Genomic DNA, 18846 nt, shown 5'->3' on the forward strand with positions numbered 1-18846 from the left:
CGATTGCAAGCAAGACCGATGCCACCCGTGGCGGCCGGCAGCGGAGGCGCTAGACTGCCGGGATAGAACGACCGGCGAGGACGGGCGATGCTGAGCGAGACGCAGAAGGCGCAGTACGAACGCGACGGCTATCTGGTGCTGGAGGGCTTCAAGCCGATCGAGGAGATCCGCGCCGTCCGTGCCCGGGCCGAGGCGATCGTCGAGGCGTTCGACCCCGGCGACACGGTCTCGATCTTCACCACCAAGGACCAGGAGCGGAAGTCGGACGAGTACTTCCTGACCTCGGGCGACAAGATCCGCTGCTTCTTCGAGGAGGAGGCCTTCGACGAGAACGGCCGCCTCCGCCAGGCCAAGGCGCTGTCGATCAACAAGATCGGTCATGCGCTGCACGACCTGGACCCGGTGTTCGACCGCTTCTCGCGCGACCCGAAGCTGGCCGACCTCGCCGCCGATCTCGGCCTCCTCGAGCCGCAGATCTGGCAGTCGATGTACATCTTCAAGCAGCCGGGCATCGGCGGCGAGGTGCGCTGGCACCAGGACGCCAGCTTCTTCGAGACGACGCCGATCAGCGTCACCACCTTCTGGTTCGCGCTGGAGGATGCCGACCGGTCCAACGGCTGCCTCTGGGTCGAGCCCGGCGGGCATCGCGGCCCGCTACGGGAACGCTTCGTGCTGGAGGACGGCGCGACGCGGATGGAAAAGCTGGACGCCACGCCCTGGCCGACCGAGGCCACCGCCGTGCCGGTCGAGGTCAAAGCCGGCGCCCTCGTCTGCTTCCACGGCAAGCTGCCGCATTACAGCGCGCCGAACCGCTCACCCGTGTCGCGCCACGCCTATACGCTGCACGTCACCGACGGCCGCACCACCTATTCGCCGCGCAACTGGCTGCGCCGGGGGCCGGAGCTGCCGGTGCGGGGCTTCGTCTAAGGGCACGAAGACTTGATCCCCTCGCCGGTTGATTCCATCCTTCCGGCAACAGAGTCCGCAAGGAACCAACCGCAAGTTGGGAGGGACCCATGGTCAAGGCTGTGCTGACCGGGACGGACGATCAGGGCGGCAGCGTCTCGATCGCCAAGGGCGATATCGTCTTCATCCGCGAATCCTATCGGTCGGGCGAGATCCCCGGCCGCACCAAGATCGATTTCGGCACCGCCGAGGCCGAGCAGGAGGCCTATCTGGTGGATTCGCTGCCCACGGTGCTGAAGAAGCTCGGCAACGGCGTCTCCATCGCCCGGCTGACCACCCCGCTAGGCACGCCGGTGCATGTCGTCGCCGCCCGGGTCGAGGCGGTGCGGGCGCCGCAGAGCTGGCATCACCCGAGGGCTCGGACGGTCCTGCTGGCCCGTGGCCGCGAGATCCAGGTGCGCGAGGAGCGCGACCTGGTGCTGCGGCGGATCAAGGCCGCGCGGCCGGAGAAGGCGAAGCCGATCGCGTCCTGAGGCCTGCAGCCAAGGAAAGAGGCCGGCGCAAGCCGGCCCCAGGTCGTTCGCGCTTCCGGCGCGATCAGCGCAGGTTGCGCGACCAGGCGTCGACCTGCCGGTCGGCCTCTTCCCTGGCGATGCCGTAGCGCTCCTGAATCCGGCCGACCAGCTGGTCGCGCTGTCCGTCGAGCATGTCGAGATCGTCGTCGGTCAGCTTGCCCCACTGCTCCTTGACCTTGCCCTTCATCTGCTTCCACTGGCCTTCGATCTGGTCCCAGTTCATCGCAGGTCTCCTGTCGTAAGGTGATCAGGCCCGGATCAAAGCGAGCCCGCTTTCCGGGTCGAGCGCCTTGCGCAAATGGGCCGGCGCTTCGGTGACGATCAGCTCCAGCGTCGGCCGCACCCTGGCCTCGGCCAGATGGCCGGCCAGGGCCGTGCCGTCACGGCGGCCGAGCACCAGATGCACATGCAGCGCCGGCTTCCCTTCGGGCGACACCGCCACGTCGCCGATCAGCGATGCGACCTCGACCTGCTCCTGGACCGGGATCGGCAGGTACTCCTTCCGCTCCCAGTCGAAGTAACGCAACTCGGCCTCGCTGAAGGCGCCGATGCCGGTGATCTGCGCGGCGGTCAGCCGCTCCGCCTCGGCGAAGCGCTGCAGGCACTCCATAACGGCCTCACCGGTCTCGAGGATCACGGCGAAGACCTTCTGGCCGGCATCCGCGTGCAGCTGCTTGACGTTCATCGCATCGCTCCCGTGGCGCTCGATCAGGCAACGGGAGCAGCGGGGCCGGCGTTCCGCTCCGTCAGATGTCGACGCGCCGGATCCGGGCGCCGCAGCGGCGCAGCCGCTCGACCAGCGTGTCGTAGCCGCGGTCGACATGCTCGACCCCGTGCAGCGTGCTGGTGCCGTCGGCCGCCAGCGCCGCGATCAGCAGGCCGGCGCCGGCGCGGATGTCGGTTGCCGTCACCTCCGCCCCGTGCAGCGCCGGCACGCCGCGGATCACGGCATGGTTGCGCACCACCCGGATGTTCGCGCCCATGCGCTGCAGCTCCGGCACGTGGCGGAAGCGGTTCTCGAACAGGGTCTCGGTCACCATCGCCGCGCCCTCGGCGCAGGACAGCAGCGCCATGGCCTGGGGCTGCAGGTCGGTGGCGAAGCCGGGATAGGGCTGCGTCATGATGTCGACGCCCATGAGCCCACCGGCGCCGCGCCGGGCGAGGACGGCGCCGTCGGAGGACTCGATCTCGATCCCCGCCCCTTCGAACACCGGCAGCGCGGCGCTGAGGAGATCCGCTGGCGCGCCGGTCAGGCGCAGCGCGCCGCCGGTGGCCGTGGCGGCGCAGATCAGGGTGCCGAGCTCGATCCGGTCCGGCAGCACGTCGTAGGTGGCGCCGTGCAGCCGGTCGACGCCGGTGATGTGCAGCGTGTCGGTGCCGATGCCGTCGATGCGGGCGCCCATCGCCGCCAGGCAGCGGGCGAGGTCGGTCACCTCAGGCTCCCGCGCGGCGTTGGTGATGCTGGTCTGGCCCTTCGCCAGCGTCGCCGCCAGCATCAGGTTCTGGGTGGCGCCGACCGAGGGGAACGGCAGCACGATCGGGGCGCCGTGCAGCCCGTTCGGTGCGCTCAGCACCACCTCGCCGCCTTCGATCTCGGCCGTCGCCCCCATCTGCCGGAAGCCAGCGAGGTGGAAATCGACCGGACGCAGGCCGATGGCGTCGCCGCCCGGCAGCGGCAGCGCGATCCGGCCCAGCCGGGCCAGCGCCGCGCCGGCGATCAGGAAGGAGGCGCGCATGCGGGCGACGAGCGCGGAATCGACGCGCCCGCGGCCGAAGCCGGCGCCGCCCAGGGTGCCCGAGAGGACCGGGCCGGTTTCGTCCCACGACACCTCGACACCGAGCTCCGCCAGGATGCCGGCGAGGATGGCGACGTCGAGGATGCGCGGCAGGTTGCGCAGCGTCAGCCGCTCATCGGTCAGCGCGGCGCAGACCATCAGCGGCAGCGCCGCGTTCTTGGCGCCGGCAACAGCGATCTCGCCTTTCAGAGGCACGCCGCCGTCGATCTCCAGCCGGCCGGCCGCAGAGGCAATCCACCACGGCGCTGCCCGGCGGAACGACACGACATTTGCACGCGACATGGGCACCGGCCTCCGCAACCGTGATCAGGACAGCATCACGGCCGGGATAGCACGACCGGCGGTACGGTGGTCCAGCCGGAACCGAAACGAGTCAGGATCCGGACGGAAGCGCGAAGCCGGTCGCCAGCGCATGCGCCCAGTCGGGCCTGCCGTTCTCCGTGGCCTGGCGGACCGCGCGGTCGTGGTCGTAGGGGATGGCGATCAACTCCGCCGCCACGCTGTCGCCGTCCAGCTCCAGCATCGCGTAGCGGGCCGAGGGCGATCCCGATTCGGAGACATGGGCCGGCGGCGTCGGGTCGTCATAGGCCGGGCAGCCGACGCTGCCGGGGTTGAGGATCCAGCGCCCGTCCGGCAGGCACAGCAGCCATGGCAGATGGCTATGGCCGCACAGCACGACCGGGGCAGCGATATCGCCAAGCCGCGCCGCGATGGCGGTCGCCGGGGCGCGCACCAGCCGGCCGCCCTCGACCTCCTCCAGCAGATAGGCGTCGTCATCGTCCGGCCGGGCGTGAAAGGCGACGACGCCGCCCGGCAGCTCCAGCCGCATCGGCAGGGCGCCGAGCCAGGCCCGGCCGTCGGCGTCGAGCGCGTGCCGGGCGTAGCCGTCGGAGGTGTTCAGCGGCTCGTCCCGAGGCTCCGACACCCAGCGGTCATGGTTGCCGCGCACGGTCGGCCAGCCCTTCGCCATCAGCAAGTCCAGCGTCTCGCGCGGCCAGAGGGGGCCGGAGACGCAGTCGCCGAGATTGGCGATGCCGTCGGCCCCGCGGCGGTCGAGATCTGCCAGCACGGCTTCAAGGGCCGGGAGGTTGCCGTGGATGTCGGCGAGGACGGCGAGGCGCATGGCTTCCCCTGCTGTGACCCTATTGCTGCCATCAATGGCGTGCAAACTGAACGTCGATATTCATTTTATATGCAGAGGATATTCTCATGGAGATCGACAAGGAAACTCTGGCCTACCTGCGCCAGAATATCGAAAACGAAATTAAGCAAAACCTCGAATCGCGACTGTTCAAGCTGTACACCATCATAGGCGCCGCCTTCCTCGGCGGCGTGGGTGTCATCGGCTTTCCCTGGGCAGTGTCCTACATCGACGGCAAGATCGAAGCCGCGATCCAGCACAGGGTTGACGCAACCGAGAAGGTCACCAACGAGGTCCGGGCCGCCATTGAAAGTGCCCGTCGGGATGTCGACAGGGCGTTGGCCCAGATCGAAGTCAAGCGCGACACCCTCACCAAGACCCTGGACGACATCCAGACGAAGTCGAGCGGCGCAGCGCAACAGCTCAACCTTCTGCGCGGCGAGATGCAGCAGCGGTCTGACGAGATGGCTGCACGGCTCGAAGACGTAAAACGCAAGCTGGACGATACCCACGAGCAGGCCCGAGCCGCGTCCGAACGGTTGCGGGACGCGGGTCCCGATGCCGGCATCGTCGAGTCCACGGCCTCCACCTTGAAACTGGTCGTCGATCAGGTGAAGCAGCTGGACTTGGCGGTGAAGACGATCGCCCAAAACACCAACTCCCCGCATCCCAACGCGAATGACGAGATGCGGGCAACGCAGCTTTCCGAGTTGCAACGAATTGCCGGCCGGAATGTCGAGCAGATGGAGCAGGCAGCCATGACTCCAACCGTTTACTTCCAGTTCGCCGCGCTGCCCCGGGAGAGCGCCAAGGCGATCAGCTCTCAGCTGACGGCCCATGGCTGGCGCATCCCTGGAGAAGAGCGGATCGATAGTGCGTCTGGATTGAGCGAGATCCGCTGCTTTTACCAGGTCGACTGCGATCAGGCGGCCCAGGCCCTAAGGAAGGACATGCTGTCGGCCCTCACCCAGCTGGGCTATGACGCCCCTCCGGTGGAGGTTAGACCGCTTCTTGGCTATTCGCCCAAGCCGCGGCAGGGGATTCTGGAGATCTGGTTCGGGCTGGGCAAGCCATCCGGCTCCTGAGTTGTTCAGGCGCCCTCGGTGTCCCGCCTCGCGTCTGCCGGCATGGAAGGACGGCACAATGATGCCGCCCGGCGCGCCGATGGGAAGCCGGAGAAGCCTCCTACTCCGCAAGCGCCTCCTCCCGCTTGCGCGTGACGGCCGGGACCAGCATCGCGCACAGCAGGACCGCCGCCACGGCCAGGAGGACCGCGCTGATCGGATGGCTCAGGAACACCGTGAAGTCGCCGTCCGACAGCAGCATGGCGCGGCGGAAATTCTCCTCGAGCTGCGGCCCCAGCACCAGGCCGAGCAGCAGCGGTGCCGGCTCGGCCTTCACCTTGACGAAGAAATAGCCCACCACGGCGAAGCCCAGCATCAGCCAGACGTTGAACATGCTGTTGGCGATGCCGTAGGTGCCGATGCAGCAGAACAGCACGATCGCCGGGAACATCAGCCGGTAAGGGATCTTCAGCATCGAAATCCAGATGCCGATCAGCGGCAGGTTGATCACCAGCAGCATCAGGTTGCCCATCCACATGCTGGCGACCACGCCCCAGACGAGCTGCGGCTGCTCGGTCATGATCTGGGGACCGGGCTGGATGCCGTGCATCATCAGCGCCCCGATCATCAGCGCCATCAGCGCGTTGGACGGGATACCGAGCGTCAGCAGCGGGATGAAGCTGGTCTGCGCGCCGGCGTTGTTCGCCGCCTCCGGCCCGGCCACGCCCTCGATCGCGCCCTTGCCGAAGCGGCTCGGATCCCGGGCCAGCTTCTTCTCCATGGCATAGGCGGTGAAGGGCGGCAGCGCGGCCCCGCCCCCCGGCAGCACGCCGAGGAAGGAGCCGATCGCGGTGCCGCGCAGCATCGCCGGGAAGGCCTGGCGCAGATCGGCCCAGCGGGGCATCAGGTCGCGCACCTTGCGGCTGACCAGCTGGCGCGACTGCGGCCGGTCGAGATTGGCCATGATCTCGCCGAGCCCGAACAGGCCCATGGCGATCGGCACGAAGTCGAGCCCGTCACCCAGCTCCGGAATGCCGAAGGTCAGGCGCGAGGCGCCGGAGGAGACGTCGATGCCGACGGTGCCGAGCAAAAGGCCCAGCACCACCATGGCCAGCGCCTTCACCACCGAGCCATGCGCCAGGATCACCGCCGCGATCAGGCCGAGCACCAGCAGGCTGAAGTACTCGACCGCCGTGAACTCCAGCGCCAGCGCGGCAAGCGGCAGGGCCAGGGCGGCGATCACCACCGTCGCCACCGTGCCGGCGAAGAAGGAGGAGATGGCGGCGATGGCGAGGGCGAGGCCAGCCTTGCCCTGGCGCGCCATCTGGTGGCCGTCCAGGCAGGTGACGACCGACGATGTCTCCCCCGGCACATTGACCAGGATCGCCGTGGTCGAACCGCCATATTGCGCGCCGTAGAAGATGCCGGCGAGCATGATGAAGGCGGAGGCCGGCTCGAGCCCGAAGGTGAAGGGCAGCAGGAGGGCCACGGTCGGGATCGGCCCGATGCCGGGCAGGACGCCGATGGCCGTGCCGATCAGGACGCCGAACAGGCAGTAGAGCAGGTTCTGCCACTGCAGCGCCGTGGCCAGGCCGAGGAGCAGGTTGTCGAACAGGTCCATGGCGTCCCGAGGGGCAGGCCTAGAAGCGCGGCCAGACCGGCACCGGCAGGTCCAGCAGCAGCACGAACAGGATCACCGCGCCAGCGCTGAGCGCGACGGCGAAGACGGCGGTCTCCGGCAGCCGCGTCTCCCGGCTGGCGAGGCCGGCGACGACGACCGTGACGAAGGCGGCGACCGCCAGGCCGGCCGCGGCGGTGAGCAGGGCGAAGACGGCGACGGCGGCGAGGATGCCGAGGACGGCCCGCAGCGTCGGCGCTTCGATGCCCTCGCCGCCCACCACCAGGCTGCGGAGGGCGAAAACCACGCCGAAGCCGGCGGCGCCGATGGCCAGCACCCGCGGCATGAATCCCGGCCCCATCTCGGCCGGGGTCCCGAAGGTCAAATGCCGGGTGGCGACCAGGACGACGGCCGCCACCGCGCAAAGGAAGAGGCCGAACAGCAGGTCCGGCCAGTTGATGCGCTCGGACATCCGTCCGTCACTCGGCCTTGATGCCGGCGTCCGCGATCACCTTGCCCCAGGCCTCGGTGTTGGTGGCGAGCCAGGTGCCGAGGTCCGACGGCGGGCCGGCGACGACCCGGCCGCCCTGCTGGGCGATCCGCTCCACCACTTCCGGCTTCTTCAGGATCTCGCCGAGCGCCTTGTTCAGCTTCTCGATCAGGGCGGGCGGCGAGCCGGCGGTGGTCATGAGCCCCTGCCAGGACCCGACATCGGCGGAGGGCAGCTTCGCCTCGGTGAAGGTCGGAATGTCCGGGGCGCTGGCGATCCGGTCCTTGCCGGTCACCGCGAGGCCGCGGAGCTGGCCGTTGGCGACGAAGGGCAGGGTCGCGGTGGCGCCGTTGATGATGATCTTGCTCTCGCCCGAGACCACGGCCTGGGTGGCCGCGGAGCCGCCGCGATAGGGCACGGTCTTCCACTGGATGCCGAGCTCCTTGGCCATGGCGACTGCGGTGATGTGGTTGACGCCGCCGATGCCGGAATTGGCCACCGCCAGCTTGCCCGGATTGGCCTTGGCGTAGTCGACCAGCTCGGCCGCCGTGTTGACCGGCAGGTCCTTGTTCACCGCCAGCACATAGGGCACGAACATGATCATGCCGACCGGCGCGAGGTCCTTGAGCGGATCGTAGGACAGGTCGTGGAACAGCCCTGGCGCGGTGGCGATCGACCCGACATCCGCCAGCAGCAGCGTGTGCGCGTCCGGGTCGGCCTTGGCCACCGCGTCGGCGCCGATATTGCCGGCGGCGCCCGGCTTGTTCTCCACCACCACGGTCTGGCCGATGGCCTCGGAGAGCTGCGGCGCGATGATGCGCGCCAGCGTGTCGGAGGTGCCGCCCGGCGCATAGGGCACGATGATGCGGACGGTGCGCTGGAACTCCTGCGCGGCGGCCGGGCCGCTGCCGGCGGTGGCGAGCATCGCGAGGCCGGCGGCGAGCGCGAGCGCGGAACGTCTGGTGATCATGATTGGTCCTCCCCCTGATGGATCGTCTCGGCCCCGCCCGTCTTCCGGCGGGCTTGAGGGCGGACGTTACGGAGGTCAACGATCCGACTCCATGTCCAATGCGGCATCGATCGATGCCCTACGTGCATCGATCTGAGGGCAGATCAGACCTGGCCGATCTCAAGGTGATGTCCCTTGCCCGGCCGGCCGACCTCGCGTCTGATGACGCGACAACCAGGATCAGAGGGAGAGAGATGCAATGGACATCCTGGATGAGACCTTCCTGTCCCCTGCCCTCGACCCGCGCCTGGCCTGGACCAACCCGCCGCCGGACTGGTCGATCGGGCCGGAGGGGCTGAGGCTGCGCTCCGCGGCCCAGACCGATTTCTGGCAGGGCACGCATTACGGCTTCCGGGTCGACAACGGCCATGTGCTGGCGCTGCCGGTGGCGGGCGACTTCGTGATGGAGACGGTGGTACGCGGCAATCCGCTGCATCAGTACGACCAGGCCGGGCTGATCGTGCGGCAGTCGCCGGAGAGCTGGATCAAGACCTCGGTCGAGTTCGAGACGGCGGCGCACAGCCGTCTCGGCGCCGTGGTCACCAATGCCGGCTGGTCCGACTGGTCGACCCAGGACGTGCCGACCCGGCCGGGCGGCGCCGTGGGCTTCCGCATCTGCCGCACCGGCGCCGACTACATCGTCGAGGCGGCGCCGGAGGACGAGGACCGCTGGGTGCAGCTGCGCATCGCCCGGCTGCACGCCGATGATGGCGTCGGCCCGGTCCTGGCCGGCCTCTACGCCTGCAGCCCGAAGGACGCAGGTTACGAGGCGCAGTTCGCCCATCTGCGGATCAAGCGGCCCTGATATCGGCTCATACTGGCGAGCTCGTAATCGGACTCTTCCCTCTCCTATGAAAGAACCGTCATTGCGAGGAGGCGAAGCCGACGAAGCAATCCATGCCTCCGCTCTTGCGGCCCTGGATTGCTTCGCTGCGCTCGCAATGACGATCTTTTCGCGGGCTCGCCGGCATCAGAAGTTGTTTATGATAAATGCCGGCAGCCCGCTGCCGGGAGTTTCCAGGTGACGCGCATCACATCGATTTCGCTCGACGATCACTTCGCCGACTTCATCGACGCGCAGGTGCAGGGCGGGCGGTACGGCTCGGCCAGCGACGTCGTTCGCGCCGGGCTGCGCCTGCTGGAAAAACACGAAGCGAGAGTGAAGGCGTTGCACGATGCGCTGATCGCGGGCGAAGAGTCAGGCGAACCGCAGCCCTTCGATAGCGAAGCGTTCCTTGCCCGGATGCGGGCAAAGCATGCGAGGTAGACCTTATACCAGTAGCGTTTGAGATCGACTCTTCGATCCCTTCTCCGTCATGGCGAGGAGTGTAGCGACGTGGCCATCCAGTGGGCCGGTGCCGCTGGATGGCCACTTCCCTTCGGGGCTCGCCATGACGGATCAATGTTTCGGGCCGCTGGTATTGCCCGCCCCAGCGGCACAAGCTGAGCCGCTATGCCATCGAGGCGTTCCCCGGCGCGGCGGGTGCGAAGGGCGCGAAAGCACCCGCATAGGGCTTCGGCCGCGGCGGGGCGTAGCCGCCGGTCTTGGCGGTGCGCAGGCCGAGCTGCGCCAGCCCCTCCACCAGCGTGACCGCTGCGGCGACGCCGTCGACCACCGGCACGCCGTGCCGCGCCGACTGGCGCGCGGCCAGATCGGCCATGCCGGCGCAGCCCAGCACGATCGCCTCGGCCCGATCCGCCTCCAGCGCTGCCGCGATCTCGGCCGAGATCCGCTCCTCCGCGGCTGAGCCCGGGCGCTCCAGGTCCAGCACCGGGATCTCCGCCGCCCGCACCCGGGCGCAGCGGGCGGCCAGGCCATAGCGCTGGAGGTTTGCCTCGATCACCGGGATCGATCGACCCAGCGTCGTCACCACCGAGAAGCGGCCGGCCAGCAGCGAGGCGACATGGAAGCCGGCCTCGCCGATGCCGACCACCGGCGCCGCCGCCAGGCTGCGGGCGGCGTCCAGCCCGGTGTCGTCGAAGCAGGCGATGACGTGCCCGGCGACGCCGCGCGCCTCGCCCCGGGCGATCTCCTGCAGCAGGCCGGGCACGGCGAAGGCGCCGTCGACCCAGCCCTCGATCGAGGCCGGCCCCATCTCCGGATTCACCGCGGTGATGCGCGTTCCGGGCGCGGCGGCGGCTGCGGCGGCGGCCCCGATCTTGGCGGTCATGCCCGCCGTGGTGTTCGGGTTGACGACGAGGATCTCCATGGGGTCACACCAGCCCCTGGCCGGCGTCGGAGCCGTGGCGGCTGCGGCGGCGGCGCAGCAGGGCGATCAAACCGAGCGCACTGAGAACCACCGCCAGCGACACCGCCGTGGTCACCGTGCCGAGGGCGTAGATCTCCGGCGTCGTCACCGTGGTGGTCAGGCCCTGCAGCTCCAGCGGCAAGGTGTTCTGCTCGCCGATCGCCTGGGACGACCGCGCGATCTCGTCCCAGGACAGGGTGAAGCCGAACAGCCCGACGCCGACCACGCTGGCGCCGATGATCGGCAGCACGACATGCCGGAAGCTCTGCCAGGACGAAGCCCCCAGATCCCGCGCGGCCTCCTCGTAGCGGCGGTCGAAACGGTTGAAAACCGCGAACATGATCAGGAGGCCGAAGGGCAGCGTCCAGGTCAGATGCGCGCCGAGGCCGGAGCGGAACAGCCCCATGCTGGTGGTGAACTCGTCGTTGATCCAGGCGATGTCCCAGCTCTCGCCCAGGCTCTTGATCGCCTCGTCGAGCAGACGGAATTCCAGCGCGATGCCGAGCGAGACTACGATCGACGGCATGATCAGGCTGGCGATCGCGGTGTAGAACAGCGCCGACTGGCCCGGGAAGCGCCGGCGGAAGGCGAGGCCCGCCGACACCGAGAAGGCCATGGTCAGCACCATGACCACGAGGCCGAGGGTGAGCGATCGCCAGAAGGCGGCGCCGATGTCGACCACGCCCATCCCGTCCCACAGCTTGCCGAACCAGTAGGTCGAGATGCCGTTCATCGGAAAGGTCAGCCCACCCTGCGGCCCCTGGAAAGACAGCACGAAAATGGTCAGCGTCGGGCCGTAGAGGAACAGCACGAACAGGGCGAAAATCGCGGCCAGGACGTAGAAGGAGGCGGGGCGGCCCTCGCGCATCTCTAGAGTTCCTTCCGGATGTCGACCAGCCGGGTCAGGGCGACGATGATCATGATCACCACCGCCAGCAGGATCACGGCATTGGCCGCCGCGGCCGGGAACTGCAGATAGCTGAGCTGGACCTGGATCACCTTGCCGATCGAGGCGATCTGCTGCCCGCCCATGACGCCGACGGTGACGAAGTCGCCCATCACGATGGTGATGACGAAGATCGAGCCGATGACGATGCCCGGCTTGCACAGCGGCACGATCACGTTCCACAGGATCTGCCAGCCGCTGGCCCCGGCGTCGGTCGCGGCCTCGATCAGCGACCGGTCGATGCGCAGCATCGAGTTCAGGATCGGCACGATCATGAACACGGTGAACAGGTGGACGAAGGCCAGCACCACCGAGAATTCGGAGTAGAGCAGACCGTCGATCGGCTGGTCGATCACGCCGAGGCCGAGCAGCCCCTGATTGACCAGCCCGTTGCGGCCGAGCAGCGGGATCCAGGAGATCATCCGGATCACGTTCGAGGTCCAGAACGGGATGGTGCAGACGAGGCACAGCACGATCTGCATCGTCGTGGTGCGCACATGGAACACCAGGAAATAGGCGATGGTGAAGCCGAGCCCGAGGGTGATGGCCCAGACCATCACACCGATCTTCAGGGTCGAGAGGTAGGTCTTGAAGGTGGTGCACAGATCCGGCAGCGCGGCCAGGCAGCCGTCGAACGCCTCGACATAGTTGCGCAGCGTGAGATCCGGGACGATCGAGTATTCGGTGTAGTCCCAGAAGCTGACCATCACTGTCACCGCCAGCGGCAGCACGAAGAACAGCAGGAACACCAGCATCATCGGCGCCGCCTGCAGGAACGCCGCCAGCCGCCCGGAGGATTCGGCCCTGGGTGCCGCGACGGGGCGGGCGGGTGCGTCTTCCGCGGGGATGGCGGTCATCGTGCCTCTCGGATCATGTGGCGGCGAGCCCCCTCACCCTCCCGCCCCTTGCGGATCGGGCCCCTCCCTCTCCCCGAGGAGAGGGATTGTTCACCTCTCCTCGGGGAGAGGTCGAAATCGCGTCAGCGATTTCGGGTGAGGGGGTGGTCACGGTGTCGCTCAGCGGCTCACGCAGCGATGAAGGCGTTCCACTTGCGGACCATGTAGTCGTTCTCGTCCATCACCGCGTTCCAGCAGGCGACGGCGCCCATCCGCTGCTCGTAGGAGCCGCCGTCGCGCACCGCGCCGGCCTTCTCCATCACCGTGCCGTCTGGCGCCTTGATGTCCTTCTCGGCCGGCTTGCCTTCCATCCAGTAGGCCCACTCGTACGGCTCCATATTGGCCTTGGCCGTCTCCAGCACCGCCGAGTAGTAGCCCTGGCGGTTGAGATAGGCGCCGGCCCAGCCGGACAGGAACCAGTTGATGAAGTCGTAGGCGGCGTCGAGCTTCCGGTCCTTCAGCGTCTTCGGCAGGCCGAAGCCCGACGCCCAGGCGCGGTAGCCCTCCTTCAGCGGCTGGAAGGTGCAGGCGATGCCCATCGAGCGGACCTTGGTCACGGCCGGCGACCACATCGACTGGATCACCGTCTCGCCGGAGGCCATCAGGTTCACGCTCTCGTTGAAGTCCTGCCAGAAGGCGCGGAACTGGCCGGCCTGCTTGGCCTCGGTCAGCACCTTCATGGTCAGGTCGATCTCCTCCTTCGTCATGTTGCCCTTGTCGGCATAGGTGTGCAGGCCCATCGACTCCACCACCATCGCCGCGTCCATGATGCCGATCGACGGGATATTCAGGATCGAGGCCTTGCCCTTGAACTCGGGGTTCAGCAGCTCCTTCCAGCTCTCGATCGGCCGGCCGATCAGGTCGGGCCGGATGCCGAGCGTGTCGGCGTTGTAGGTCGTCGGGATCAGGGTGATCCATTCGGTCGGCTCTGCCGCGAAGGTCTTCGAGTTCTTCTCGGTCAGGTAGAAGACCTTCTTCGGCGCGGTGCCCTGGTCGCCGATCTTCCTGCCGGCTATCTCGCCCTTGGTGAAGACCGGCGAGATCTGGTCGACATACTTGATCCGCCTTGCGTCCATGCCTTGCAGGTTGCCGGAGGGCAGCAGTTTCTTCAGGGAGAAGTACTCGCTGTCCACGAGATCGAAGGAGTTCGGCTGGGTGACGATGCGCTTGGTGACCTCGTCGGTGGTCACCGGCACATATTCGATGGTGATGCCGAGGTCCTCCTTCGCCTTCCTGGCGATGTCGGCGCTCTGGTTCACCGCGGTGCCGAGATAGCGCAGCGTCACCGGCTCGGCCGCGATGATCGCCGGAAAGCCGGTGATGGCACGGCTGCCGACCAGGGCGCCGGCCGCGGCCGCCGTGGTCTTCAACAGGGTGCGGCGGGAGAGGCCGCGCTTGGTGTCCTTGATATCCGCCATGGTGAGCCTCCGTCAGTGTTGGGGGCGAAGCCCGCCGCGCCCCGCGGCGTCGGTCTGAAGGGGATGGATGTCCTGGTCGGCCCAGGCGACGGCGACGCGGTCGCCCGGCGCCACCGGGTCGGCGAAGAAGGCGGCCTCGGGCAGCCAGGCCAGCATGTCGGGCGCCAGATCGCAGGCGAAGGCGACGTGGACGGTGGCGCCCTGGTACTCGACCCCCTGCACCACCGCCTCGACAGCGCCGTCCGGCGCGCCGCCGCCGTTCAATCGGGAGAGGCGCAGCCGGTCGGCCCGGAGCGTCGCCAGGCGGCCGCCTAGGGTCACGACGTTGTGGCCGCCGATGAAGCGGGCGACGAATTCGGTGGCCGGCCGGGCGAACAGCTCCTGCGGCGGGCCTACCTGCTCGATCCGGCCGCCCTGCATCACCACGGCCAGGTCGGCCAGTGCCATCGCCTCCTCCTGGCTATGGGTGACATGGATGAAGCTGATGCCGAGCTCCGCCTGCAGCCGTTTCAGCTCGGCCCGCATCCGGACCCGGAGGAAGGGGTCGAGGGCCGAGAGCGGCTCGTCCAGCAGCAGGATCTGCGGCTGGGTGATCAGCGCCCGGGCCAGCGCCACGCGCTGCTGCTGCCCGCCCGAGAGCTGCGCCGGCAGCCGCTCGCCATAGGCCTCCATCGCCACCAGGGCCAAGAGCTTTGCCGCCTTCGCCCGGCGCTCGGCCTTCGCCACGCCGCGCATCTTCAGGCTGAAGGCGACGTTGTCGACCACCGAGAGATGCGGAAACAGCGCGTAGGACTGGAACATCATCGCCGTGCCGCGCCGGGCCGGCGGACGGTCGGTGACGTTGGCGGCACCAAGGATGATGTCGCCGTCCGACACCGCCTCGTGCCCCGCGACCATGCGCAGGGTCGAGGTCTTGCCGCAGCCGGAGGGGCCCAGCAGGCAGCAATAGGTGCCGACCGGGATCCTGAGGTCGATCCCGTCCACGGCGGTGGTCCCGCCGTAGCGCTTGCTCACCTTCACCAGCTCGAGATCTGCGCCGCGCATCCGCTCTCCCTTTCCGGGGACATGGAGGGGCAAGCGCCGTGCCAGACGCCAGAGTGGCTGGACTCTCTCGGCCAAACGCTGCATCGCGGACCAGCAATCGCCCAAGCTTTGGGCAGATGCATACAGATGGCCCGAAGATTGTGCACAATCCCCATCAGACAAGAATACAATCTTGAGCGCTGCGGGCCTGCATGGGATGGTGGCCCCGGGACGAGTCGCGGATGCGCCTCGTCGCCGGAGCGGAAGAATGGACACGATCGAGACCGTCGGCACGCTGGCCGGAACCCGCGACCTCCCCGACCGCGGCGCGCGGGCGGCGGCGATCTACCGCTCGATCCTGGACGCGATCGTCGAGCACCGGCTGCCGCCGCGCACCAAGCTGTCGGAGGACGAGATCGGCTCGGCCTTCGGGGTCAGCCGTACCATCGTCCGCTCCGCCCTGCAGGCGCTGGCGCATCAGCACATGGTGGTGATCGAGAAGAACCGCGGCGCCTTCGTCGCGGCGCCCTCGGTCGAGGAGGCGCAGGAGGTGTTCGAGGCCCGCCGGACGCTCGAGGCCACGATCGCCCGTCGCGCCGCCGAGCGCACCGTGCCCGCCGATATCGAACGGCTGGCACGACACCTGGCCGAGGAGGCGGAGGCGCTGCGCTGCGGCGACCGGCCACGCGCCATCCAGCTCTCCGGCCTGTTCCATCTCGGTATCGCCGAGATCGCCCGGCAGCGGGTGATGGAGCGGTTCCTGCGCGAGCTGGTGTCACGCGCCTCGCTGGTCATCGCCCTCTACGGCCGCAGCGGCGCCTCGGCCTGCGGCCATGCCGAGCACGAGGCGATCCTGCAGGCCCTGGCCCGGCACCAGTCCGACCGCGCCGGCGCGGCGATGCTGGCCCATCTGACCCATATCGAGCAGGACCTCGACCTGGCTCCGGCCGAAACCGGCCCGGTCGATCTGGCCGCGGTGCTGCGGGGACGCTAGAGACCGCTCCTTACTCGAGCGAGATCATTGCGGCCCGCCGGCTGGTGACCTCGTCCCTCACCCTCGCCTCGGCGGCCGCCTTGGCGCGCTTGTGCCCGCTGTGCATCTCCAGCAGATCCGGGATCCAGCCACCCGGCCGGAAGGCCTCGACCGTCGTCGGCTGCCACTCGTCATAGGCGGCGCCCGCCCGGTTCACCATCGACGCGCCGAACACCGTCTCTCCGGCCGCGGACAGATAGGCCTCGCCGTGGCTGTCCCCATGCTCGTCCGGATGGAGCGACCGCTCCTTGAAGGTGATGCCGTAGGGGCGGCCCCTATAGGCGAAGGTGACGGCGAAATCCTTCATGTGATCCACGACCAGGTCGAGATCGGCGTATTCCGGCGGGACCGGCTTGGCGTGGCATGACCAGGCGGCGAACCGGCGGACGTCCCAGACGATCGCGCACAGCGCCGCGCCGATCCCGCTGGTCTCCATGAACTGCTGCGCCTCGGCGACCTTGGCCCTGGCCTCCGCGGTGCAGGCCAGGCAAGCGTTGCTCTCCTCCAGCTCGAGCTGCCGGGCCTTTTCTCGGAACTCATCGACCAGGGACCGCCACTTCTCCAGATGAGCGTTTCCCACAGCAGCCTCCTTCTCGGCCACGAGAAAGAATGGTGCGCCGTTTCCACGGGAATGCAAGGGCTCGAGCACCTCCGGCTTGACAATCCCGACCATATGTTCTTCTTTTGTTCTTATCCATCGACTGCACGGGCGACGGCCGGTATGGACAGGACGGCCACCATCCTCCACGCGGATCTGGACGCCTTCTATGCCTCGGTCGAGCAGTTGCTCGACCCGTCCCTGCGCGGCAAGCCGGTCGCGGTCGGCGGCGGGGTGGTGCTGGCCGCCTCCTACGAGGCCAAGGCCTTCGGCATCCGCAGCGGCATGCCGGGACGGCGGGCGCGCGAACTCTGCCCGCAACTGGTCTTCGTCTCCAGCCATTTCCGCGACTACCAGCGGCTGGGTGACGCCGCCGTCAGGGTGCTCGGCGATTTCACGCCGCTGGTCGAGCGCATCTCCATCGACGAGGCCTTCGCCGACGTCGCCGGCTGCACGCATCTGTTCGGCCCGCCGGCCGAGATCGCGCGGGGGATCCGGCACCGGGTGCGGGATGAGCTCGGCCTGCCGATCTCGATCGGCGTCGCCCGCACCAAGCACCTGGCGAAGATCGCCTCGCAGGTGGCCAAGCCGGATGGGCTGGTGGTGGTCGATCCTGAGGCGGAACTGGCCTTCCTGCACGATTTGCCGGTCGAACTGATGTGGGGCGTCGGTCCGGTCACCCGGGCGCGGCTGGCCGACAGCGGCGTGCACACGATCGGGCAACTGGCGGAGATGCCGGGCTGGTCGCTGGAGCGGCTGCTCGGCCGCGCGGCCGGCGAGAAGCTGGCGGCCCTGGCCTGGAACCGCGATCCGCGGGCGATCGAGACGCGACGGCGGTCGCGGTCGGCCGGGGCGCAGTCCGCGCTTGGCCGGAAGTCGGCCGAGGAGCAGGTGTTCGTGCCGACCTTGCGCCATCTCGCCGATCGGGTCGCCACCCGGCTGCGGGCCAAGTCCCGCCCCGGCCGGACCATCACCGTCCGCGTCCGCTTCGCCGATCTGCGCTCGGTCACCCGCTCCGTCACCCTCGACGCGCCGATCGCGGCGACCGCGACCCTGGCCGAGATCGCCGAGGAGCTGGTGCGCGGGGTGCTGGCGCAGCACCCCGGGGAGAAGACGATCTCGCTGCTCGGGATCTCGGTCTCGCATCTCGAGGACCGGCCGCATCTGCAGCTCGAGCTGCCCCTCGGGCTCGCTGACGAGCGGCGCCGGCCCGGCACCCGGAAGGGCATCGCGCGCTGGCGGGCCGACCGGGCCGTCGACGCGATCCGCGACCGGTTCGGCTGGCAGGCGGTCGGCTACGGGTCGGTGGTGTTCGGGCCGTCCCGCGCCGTCCCCGACGCGTTCCGGGAGCTCGCCGAGAAGGATCTGTGACCGTCACCTGAGGGCGCGGCTCCGCCGGTCCGCCTCCGCCGCGAGCGGGTGGTTCGGGTAGGTCCGGGCAAAGGCGCGATAGGCCTCGGCCGTGCCGGCGCGTCGGGCGGCGTCGAACGCCGCATAGATCGCCGCGTCCGGATCATGGGCGAGCGGCCGCGCGTCCGGCGCGGTCCGGCGCTCCAGGCGGCGCCACGCCTCGTCCGCCAGCGCGTGCTCGGGGTGGCGTGCGATGAAGCGGATCAGCGCCGCGCTCGAGCCGTCCCCAACGGCCCCACGGAATTCCTGGGCGATCACCGCCTCCTCGTCCGGCGGCCGCCCCATGCCGGCCTGTGACATCCGCCACTCCTCCCGGATCCGATGGACGCCGTCGCCGCGACCGGCGGCGATGCCATCCTCCGCCCGAAGCAACGCGACGAACAGGAGGAACCATACGGCGCCTGCCATTCGAGCTCCATCGAGACAACAGAAACGCATAAGTTTCCGATCTATATATAAGCAATTCCTAAGGATTCTCAGATACCGATATTTCACCTCGAACACACTCCAGACCCACATTGGATTGATGTCCATAGTCTGATTTTAACTGAGTAGTTAAATATGCTATCTTCCCAAATTGACATTCATAAAAGGTTTAGCTATAATTTTGAAGATAGGAATATGTCGTTTCTATTGGGACGCTTTACGCTATAAGAAAATAAAACACAATTCGG

The 18846-nt window shown here is 68.5% G+C and carries 21 protein-coding genes; 7 read left to right on the top strand and 14 right to left on the bottom strand.

Translation table 11 applies throughout. The annotated features are described in order from the left end of the window. Positions 1 to 87 precede the first annotated feature (87 nt). Complete coding sequence (locus KXR53_RS28960; RefSeq protein ID WP_437378771.1) at positions 88 to 927, top strand: phytanoyl-CoA dioxygenase family protein; 840 nt, start codon at positions 88 to 90, stop codon at positions 925 to 927. An 89-nt stretch (positions 928 to 1016) separates the two neighbouring features. Beyond that, a complete protein-coding gene (locus KXR53_RS28965) occupies positions 1017 to 1439 on the top strand; it encodes a hypothetical protein (protein ID WP_437378772.1) in 423 nt (140 codons plus the stop codon). 64 nt (positions 1440 to 1503) lie between these two features. Here KXR53_RS28965 and KXR53_RS28970 read toward each other — a convergent pair whose 3' ends face one another. The 4 genes from KXR53_RS28970 to KXR53_RS28985 form a co-directional block, all read right to left on the bottom strand. Beyond that, positions 1504 to 1704 (bottom strand): CsbD family protein, encoded by a 201-nt coding sequence (locus KXR53_RS28970; RefSeq protein WP_437378773.1) that lies wholly within the window; start codon positions 1702 to 1704, stop codon positions 1504 to 1506. Positions 1705 to 1728: 24 nt separating this feature from the next. Next, positions 1729 to 2166 (bottom strand): PPC domain-containing DNA-binding protein, encoded by a 438-nt coding sequence (locus tag KXR53_RS28975; protein ID WP_437378774.1) that lies wholly within the window; start codon positions 2164 to 2166, stop codon positions 1729 to 1731. A gap of 61 nt (positions 2167 to 2227) precedes the next feature. Beyond that, positions 2228 to 3559: a UDP-N-acetylglucosamine 1-carboxyvinyltransferase gene (murA, locus tag KXR53_RS28980; RefSeq protein ID WP_437378775.1), complete on the bottom strand. Its 1332-nt coding sequence runs from the start codon at positions 3557 to 3559 to the stop codon at positions 2228 to 2230. Between the two features lie 91 nt (positions 3560 to 3650). Then, positions 3651 to 4400: a metallophosphoesterase family protein gene (locus tag KXR53_RS28985; RefSeq protein ID WP_437378778.1), complete on the bottom strand. Its 750-nt coding sequence runs from the start codon at positions 4398 to 4400 to the stop codon at positions 3651 to 3653. A gap of 86 nt (positions 4401 to 4486) precedes the next feature. Here KXR53_RS28985 and KXR53_RS28990 point away from each other — a divergent pair, with 86 nt between their 5' ends. After that, a complete protein-coding gene (locus tag KXR53_RS28990; RefSeq protein ID WP_437378779.1) occupies positions 4487 to 5503 on the top strand; it encodes a hypothetical protein in 1017 nt (338 codons plus the stop codon). Positions 5504 to 5603: 100 nt separating this feature from the next. On the opposite strand, the gene KXR53_RS28995 is transcribed toward KXR53_RS28990, so the two are convergent. Genes KXR53_RS28995 through KXR53_RS29005 form a run of 3 tightly spaced genes read right to left on the bottom strand, consistent with a single transcriptional unit; the run spans position 5604 to position 8560 of the window. Continuing rightward, positions 5604 to 7103 carry a tripartite tricarboxylate transporter permease gene (locus KXR53_RS28995; RefSeq protein WP_437378781.1) on the bottom strand — a complete coding sequence of 500 codons (1500 nt, stop codon included), beginning with the start codon at positions 7101 to 7103 and terminating at the stop codon, positions 5604 to 5606. Between the two features lie 19 nt (positions 7104 to 7122). Continuing rightward, positions 7123 to 7572 carry a tripartite tricarboxylate transporter TctB family protein gene (locus KXR53_RS29000; RefSeq protein ID WP_437378782.1) on the bottom strand — a complete coding sequence of 150 codons (450 nt, stop codon included), beginning with the start codon at positions 7570 to 7572 and terminating at the stop codon, positions 7123 to 7125. A gap of 7 nt (positions 7573 to 7579) precedes the next feature. Beyond that, a complete protein-coding gene (locus KXR53_RS29005) occupies positions 7580 to 8560 on the bottom strand; it encodes a Bug family tripartite tricarboxylate transporter substrate binding protein (RefSeq protein WP_437378783.1) in 981 nt (326 codons plus the stop codon). 238 nt (positions 8561 to 8798) lie between these two features. Here KXR53_RS29005 and KXR53_RS29010 point away from each other — a divergent pair, with 238 nt between their 5' ends. Next, positions 8799 to 9404 carry a DUF1349 domain-containing protein gene (locus tag KXR53_RS29010; protein WP_437378785.1) on the top strand — a complete coding sequence of 202 codons (606 nt, stop codon included), beginning with the start codon at positions 8799 to 8801 and terminating at the stop codon, positions 9402 to 9404. A 216-nt stretch (positions 9405 to 9620) separates the two neighbouring features. Continuing rightward, the gene (locus KXR53_RS29015) at positions 9621 to 9866 is read left to right on the top strand and encodes a type II toxin-antitoxin system ParD family antitoxin (protein ID WP_437378786.1); all 246 of its coding nucleotides are present in this window, start codon (positions 9621 to 9623) and stop codon (positions 9864 to 9866) included. Positions 9867 to 10050: 184 nt separating this feature from the next. Here the strand turns inward: KXR53_RS29015 and KXR53_RS29020 are convergent, their stop codons facing one another. The 5 genes from KXR53_RS29020 to KXR53_RS29040 all read right to left on the bottom strand — a co-directional run bounded on the left by KXR53_RS29020 (position 10051) and on the right by KXR53_RS29040 (position 15152). Continuing rightward, positions 10051 to 10809: an aspartate/glutamate racemase family protein gene (locus KXR53_RS29020; protein WP_437378788.1), complete on the bottom strand. Its 759-nt coding sequence runs from the start codon at positions 10807 to 10809 to the stop codon at positions 10051 to 10053. A gap of 4 nt (positions 10810 to 10813) precedes the next feature. Next, complete coding sequence (locus tag KXR53_RS29025) at positions 10814 to 11716, bottom strand: ABC transporter permease (protein ID WP_437378790.1); 903 nt, start codon at positions 11714 to 11716, stop codon at positions 10814 to 10816. A gap of 2 nt (positions 11717 to 11718) precedes the next feature. After that, positions 11719 to 12651 (bottom strand): ABC transporter permease, encoded by a 933-nt coding sequence (locus KXR53_RS29030; RefSeq protein WP_437378792.1) that lies wholly within the window; start codon positions 12649 to 12651, stop codon positions 11719 to 11721. 167 nt (positions 12652 to 12818) lie between these two features. Beyond that, complete coding sequence (locus KXR53_RS29035; RefSeq protein WP_437378794.1) at positions 12819 to 14108, bottom strand: ABC transporter substrate-binding protein; 1290 nt, start codon at positions 14106 to 14108, stop codon at positions 12819 to 12821. A gap of 12 nt (positions 14109 to 14120) precedes the next feature. Next, positions 14121 to 15152, bottom strand: a complete 1032-nt coding sequence (locus KXR53_RS29040) for an ABC transporter ATP-binding protein (RefSeq protein WP_437378796.1) — start codon at positions 15150 to 15152, stop codon at positions 14121 to 14123. A 247-nt stretch (positions 15153 to 15399) separates the two neighbouring features. Between KXR53_RS29040 and KXR53_RS29045 the strand changes: the two genes are divergently transcribed. Next, positions 15400 to 16125 carry a GntR family transcriptional regulator gene (locus KXR53_RS29045; RefSeq protein WP_437378799.1) on the top strand — a complete coding sequence of 242 codons (726 nt, stop codon included), beginning with the start codon at positions 15400 to 15402 and terminating at the stop codon, positions 16123 to 16125. Between the two features lie 10 nt (positions 16126 to 16135). Here KXR53_RS29045 and KXR53_RS29050 read toward each other — a convergent pair whose 3' ends face one another. After that, complete coding sequence (locus KXR53_RS29050) at positions 16136 to 16744, bottom strand: hypothetical protein (RefSeq protein ID WP_437378801.1); 609 nt, start codon at positions 16742 to 16744, stop codon at positions 16136 to 16138. A gap of 141 nt (positions 16745 to 16885) precedes the next feature. On the opposite strand from KXR53_RS29050, the gene dinB reads away from it, so the two are divergent. Beyond that, a complete protein-coding gene (gene dinB, locus KXR53_RS29055) occupies positions 16886 to 18133 on the top strand; it encodes a DNA polymerase IV (protein WP_437378803.1) in 1248 nt (415 codons plus the stop codon). Between the two features lie 3 nt (positions 18134 to 18136). Here the strand turns inward: dinB and KXR53_RS29060 are convergent, their stop codons facing one another. Further along, on the bottom strand, positions 18137 to 18580 hold the full coding sequence (locus tag KXR53_RS29060; protein WP_437378806.1) for a hypothetical protein: 444 nt from the start codon (positions 18578 to 18580) through the stop codon (positions 18137 to 18139). Positions 18581 to 18846 lie beyond the last annotated feature (266 nt).

Source organism: Inquilinus limosus (genome assembly GCF_051487185.1).
Lineage (GTDB): Bacteria > Pseudomonadota > Alphaproteobacteria > DSM-16000 > Inquilinaceae > Inquilinus > Inquilinus limosus_F.

What these genes read in the sequence shown, in the direction of transcription:
- KXR53_RS28960 (WP_437378771.1), top strand. Translation starts at nt 88, where the DNA reads ATGCTGAGCGAGACGCAGAAGGCGCAGTACGAACGCGACGGCTATCTG.
- KXR53_RS28965 (WP_437378772.1), top strand. Translation starts at nt 1,017, where the DNA reads ATGGTCAAGGCTGTGCTGACCGGGACGGACGATCAGGGCGGCAGCGTC.
- KXR53_RS28970 (WP_437378773.1), bottom strand. Translation starts at nt 1,704, where the DNA reads ATGAACTGGGACCAGATCGAAGGCCAGTGGAAGCAGATGAAGGGCAAG.
- KXR53_RS28975 (WP_437378774.1), bottom strand. Translation starts at nt 2,166, where the DNA reads ATGAACGTCAAGCAGCTGCACGCGGATGCCGGCCAGAAGGTCTTCGCC.
- murA (WP_437378775.1), bottom strand. Translation starts at nt 3,559, where the DNA reads ATGTCGCGTGCAAATGTCGTGTCGTTCCGCCGGGCAGCGCCGTGGTGG.
- KXR53_RS28985 (WP_437378778.1), bottom strand. Translation starts at nt 4,400, where the DNA reads ATGCGCCTCGCCGTCCTCGCCGACATCCACGGCAACCTCCCGGCCCTT.
- KXR53_RS28990 (WP_437378779.1), top strand. Translation starts at nt 4,487, where the DNA reads ATGGAGATCGACAAGGAAACTCTGGCCTACCTGCGCCAGAATATCGAA.
- KXR53_RS28995 (WP_437378781.1), bottom strand. Translation starts at nt 7,103, where the DNA reads ATGGACCTGTTCGACAACCTGCTCCTCGGCCTGGCCACGGCGCTGCAG.
- KXR53_RS29000 (WP_437378782.1), bottom strand. Translation starts at nt 7,572, where the DNA reads ATGTCCGAGCGCATCAACTGGCCGGACCTGCTGTTCGGCCTCTTCCTT.
- KXR53_RS29005 (WP_437378783.1), bottom strand. Translation starts at nt 8,560, where the DNA reads ATGATCACCAGACGTTCCGCGCTCGCGCTCGCCGCCGGCCTCGCGATG.
- KXR53_RS29010 (WP_437378785.1), top strand. Translation starts at nt 8,799, where the DNA reads ATGGACATCCTGGATGAGACCTTCCTGTCCCCTGCCCTCGACCCGCGC.
- KXR53_RS29020 (WP_437378788.1), bottom strand. Translation starts at nt 10,809, where the DNA reads ATGGAGATCCTCGTCGTCAACCCGAACACCACGGCGGGCATGACCGCC.
- KXR53_RS29025 (WP_437378790.1), bottom strand. Translation starts at nt 11,716, where the DNA reads ATGCGCGAGGGCCGCCCCGCCTCCTTCTACGTCCTGGCCGCGATTTTC.
- KXR53_RS29030 (WP_437378792.1), bottom strand. Translation starts at nt 12,651, where the DNA reads ATGACCGCCATCCCCGCGGAAGACGCACCCGCCCGCCCCGTCGCGGCA.
- KXR53_RS29035 (WP_437378794.1), bottom strand. Translation starts at nt 14,108, where the DNA reads ATGGCGGATATCAAGGACACCAAGCGCGGCCTCTCCCGCCGCACCCTG.
- KXR53_RS29040 (WP_437378796.1), bottom strand. Translation starts at nt 15,152, where the DNA reads ATGCGCGGCGCAGATCTCGAGCTGGTGAAGGTGAGCAAGCGCTACGGC.
- KXR53_RS29045 (WP_437378799.1), top strand. Translation starts at nt 15,400, where the DNA reads ATGGACACGATCGAGACCGTCGGCACGCTGGCCGGAACCCGCGACCTC.
- dinB (WP_437378803.1), top strand. Translation starts at nt 16,886, where the DNA reads ATGGACAGGACGGCCACCATCCTCCACGCGGATCTGGACGCCTTCTAT.
- KXR53_RS29060 (WP_437378806.1), bottom strand. Translation starts at nt 18,580, where the DNA reads ATGGCAGGCGCCGTATGGTTCCTCCTGTTCGTCGCGTTGCTTCGGGCG.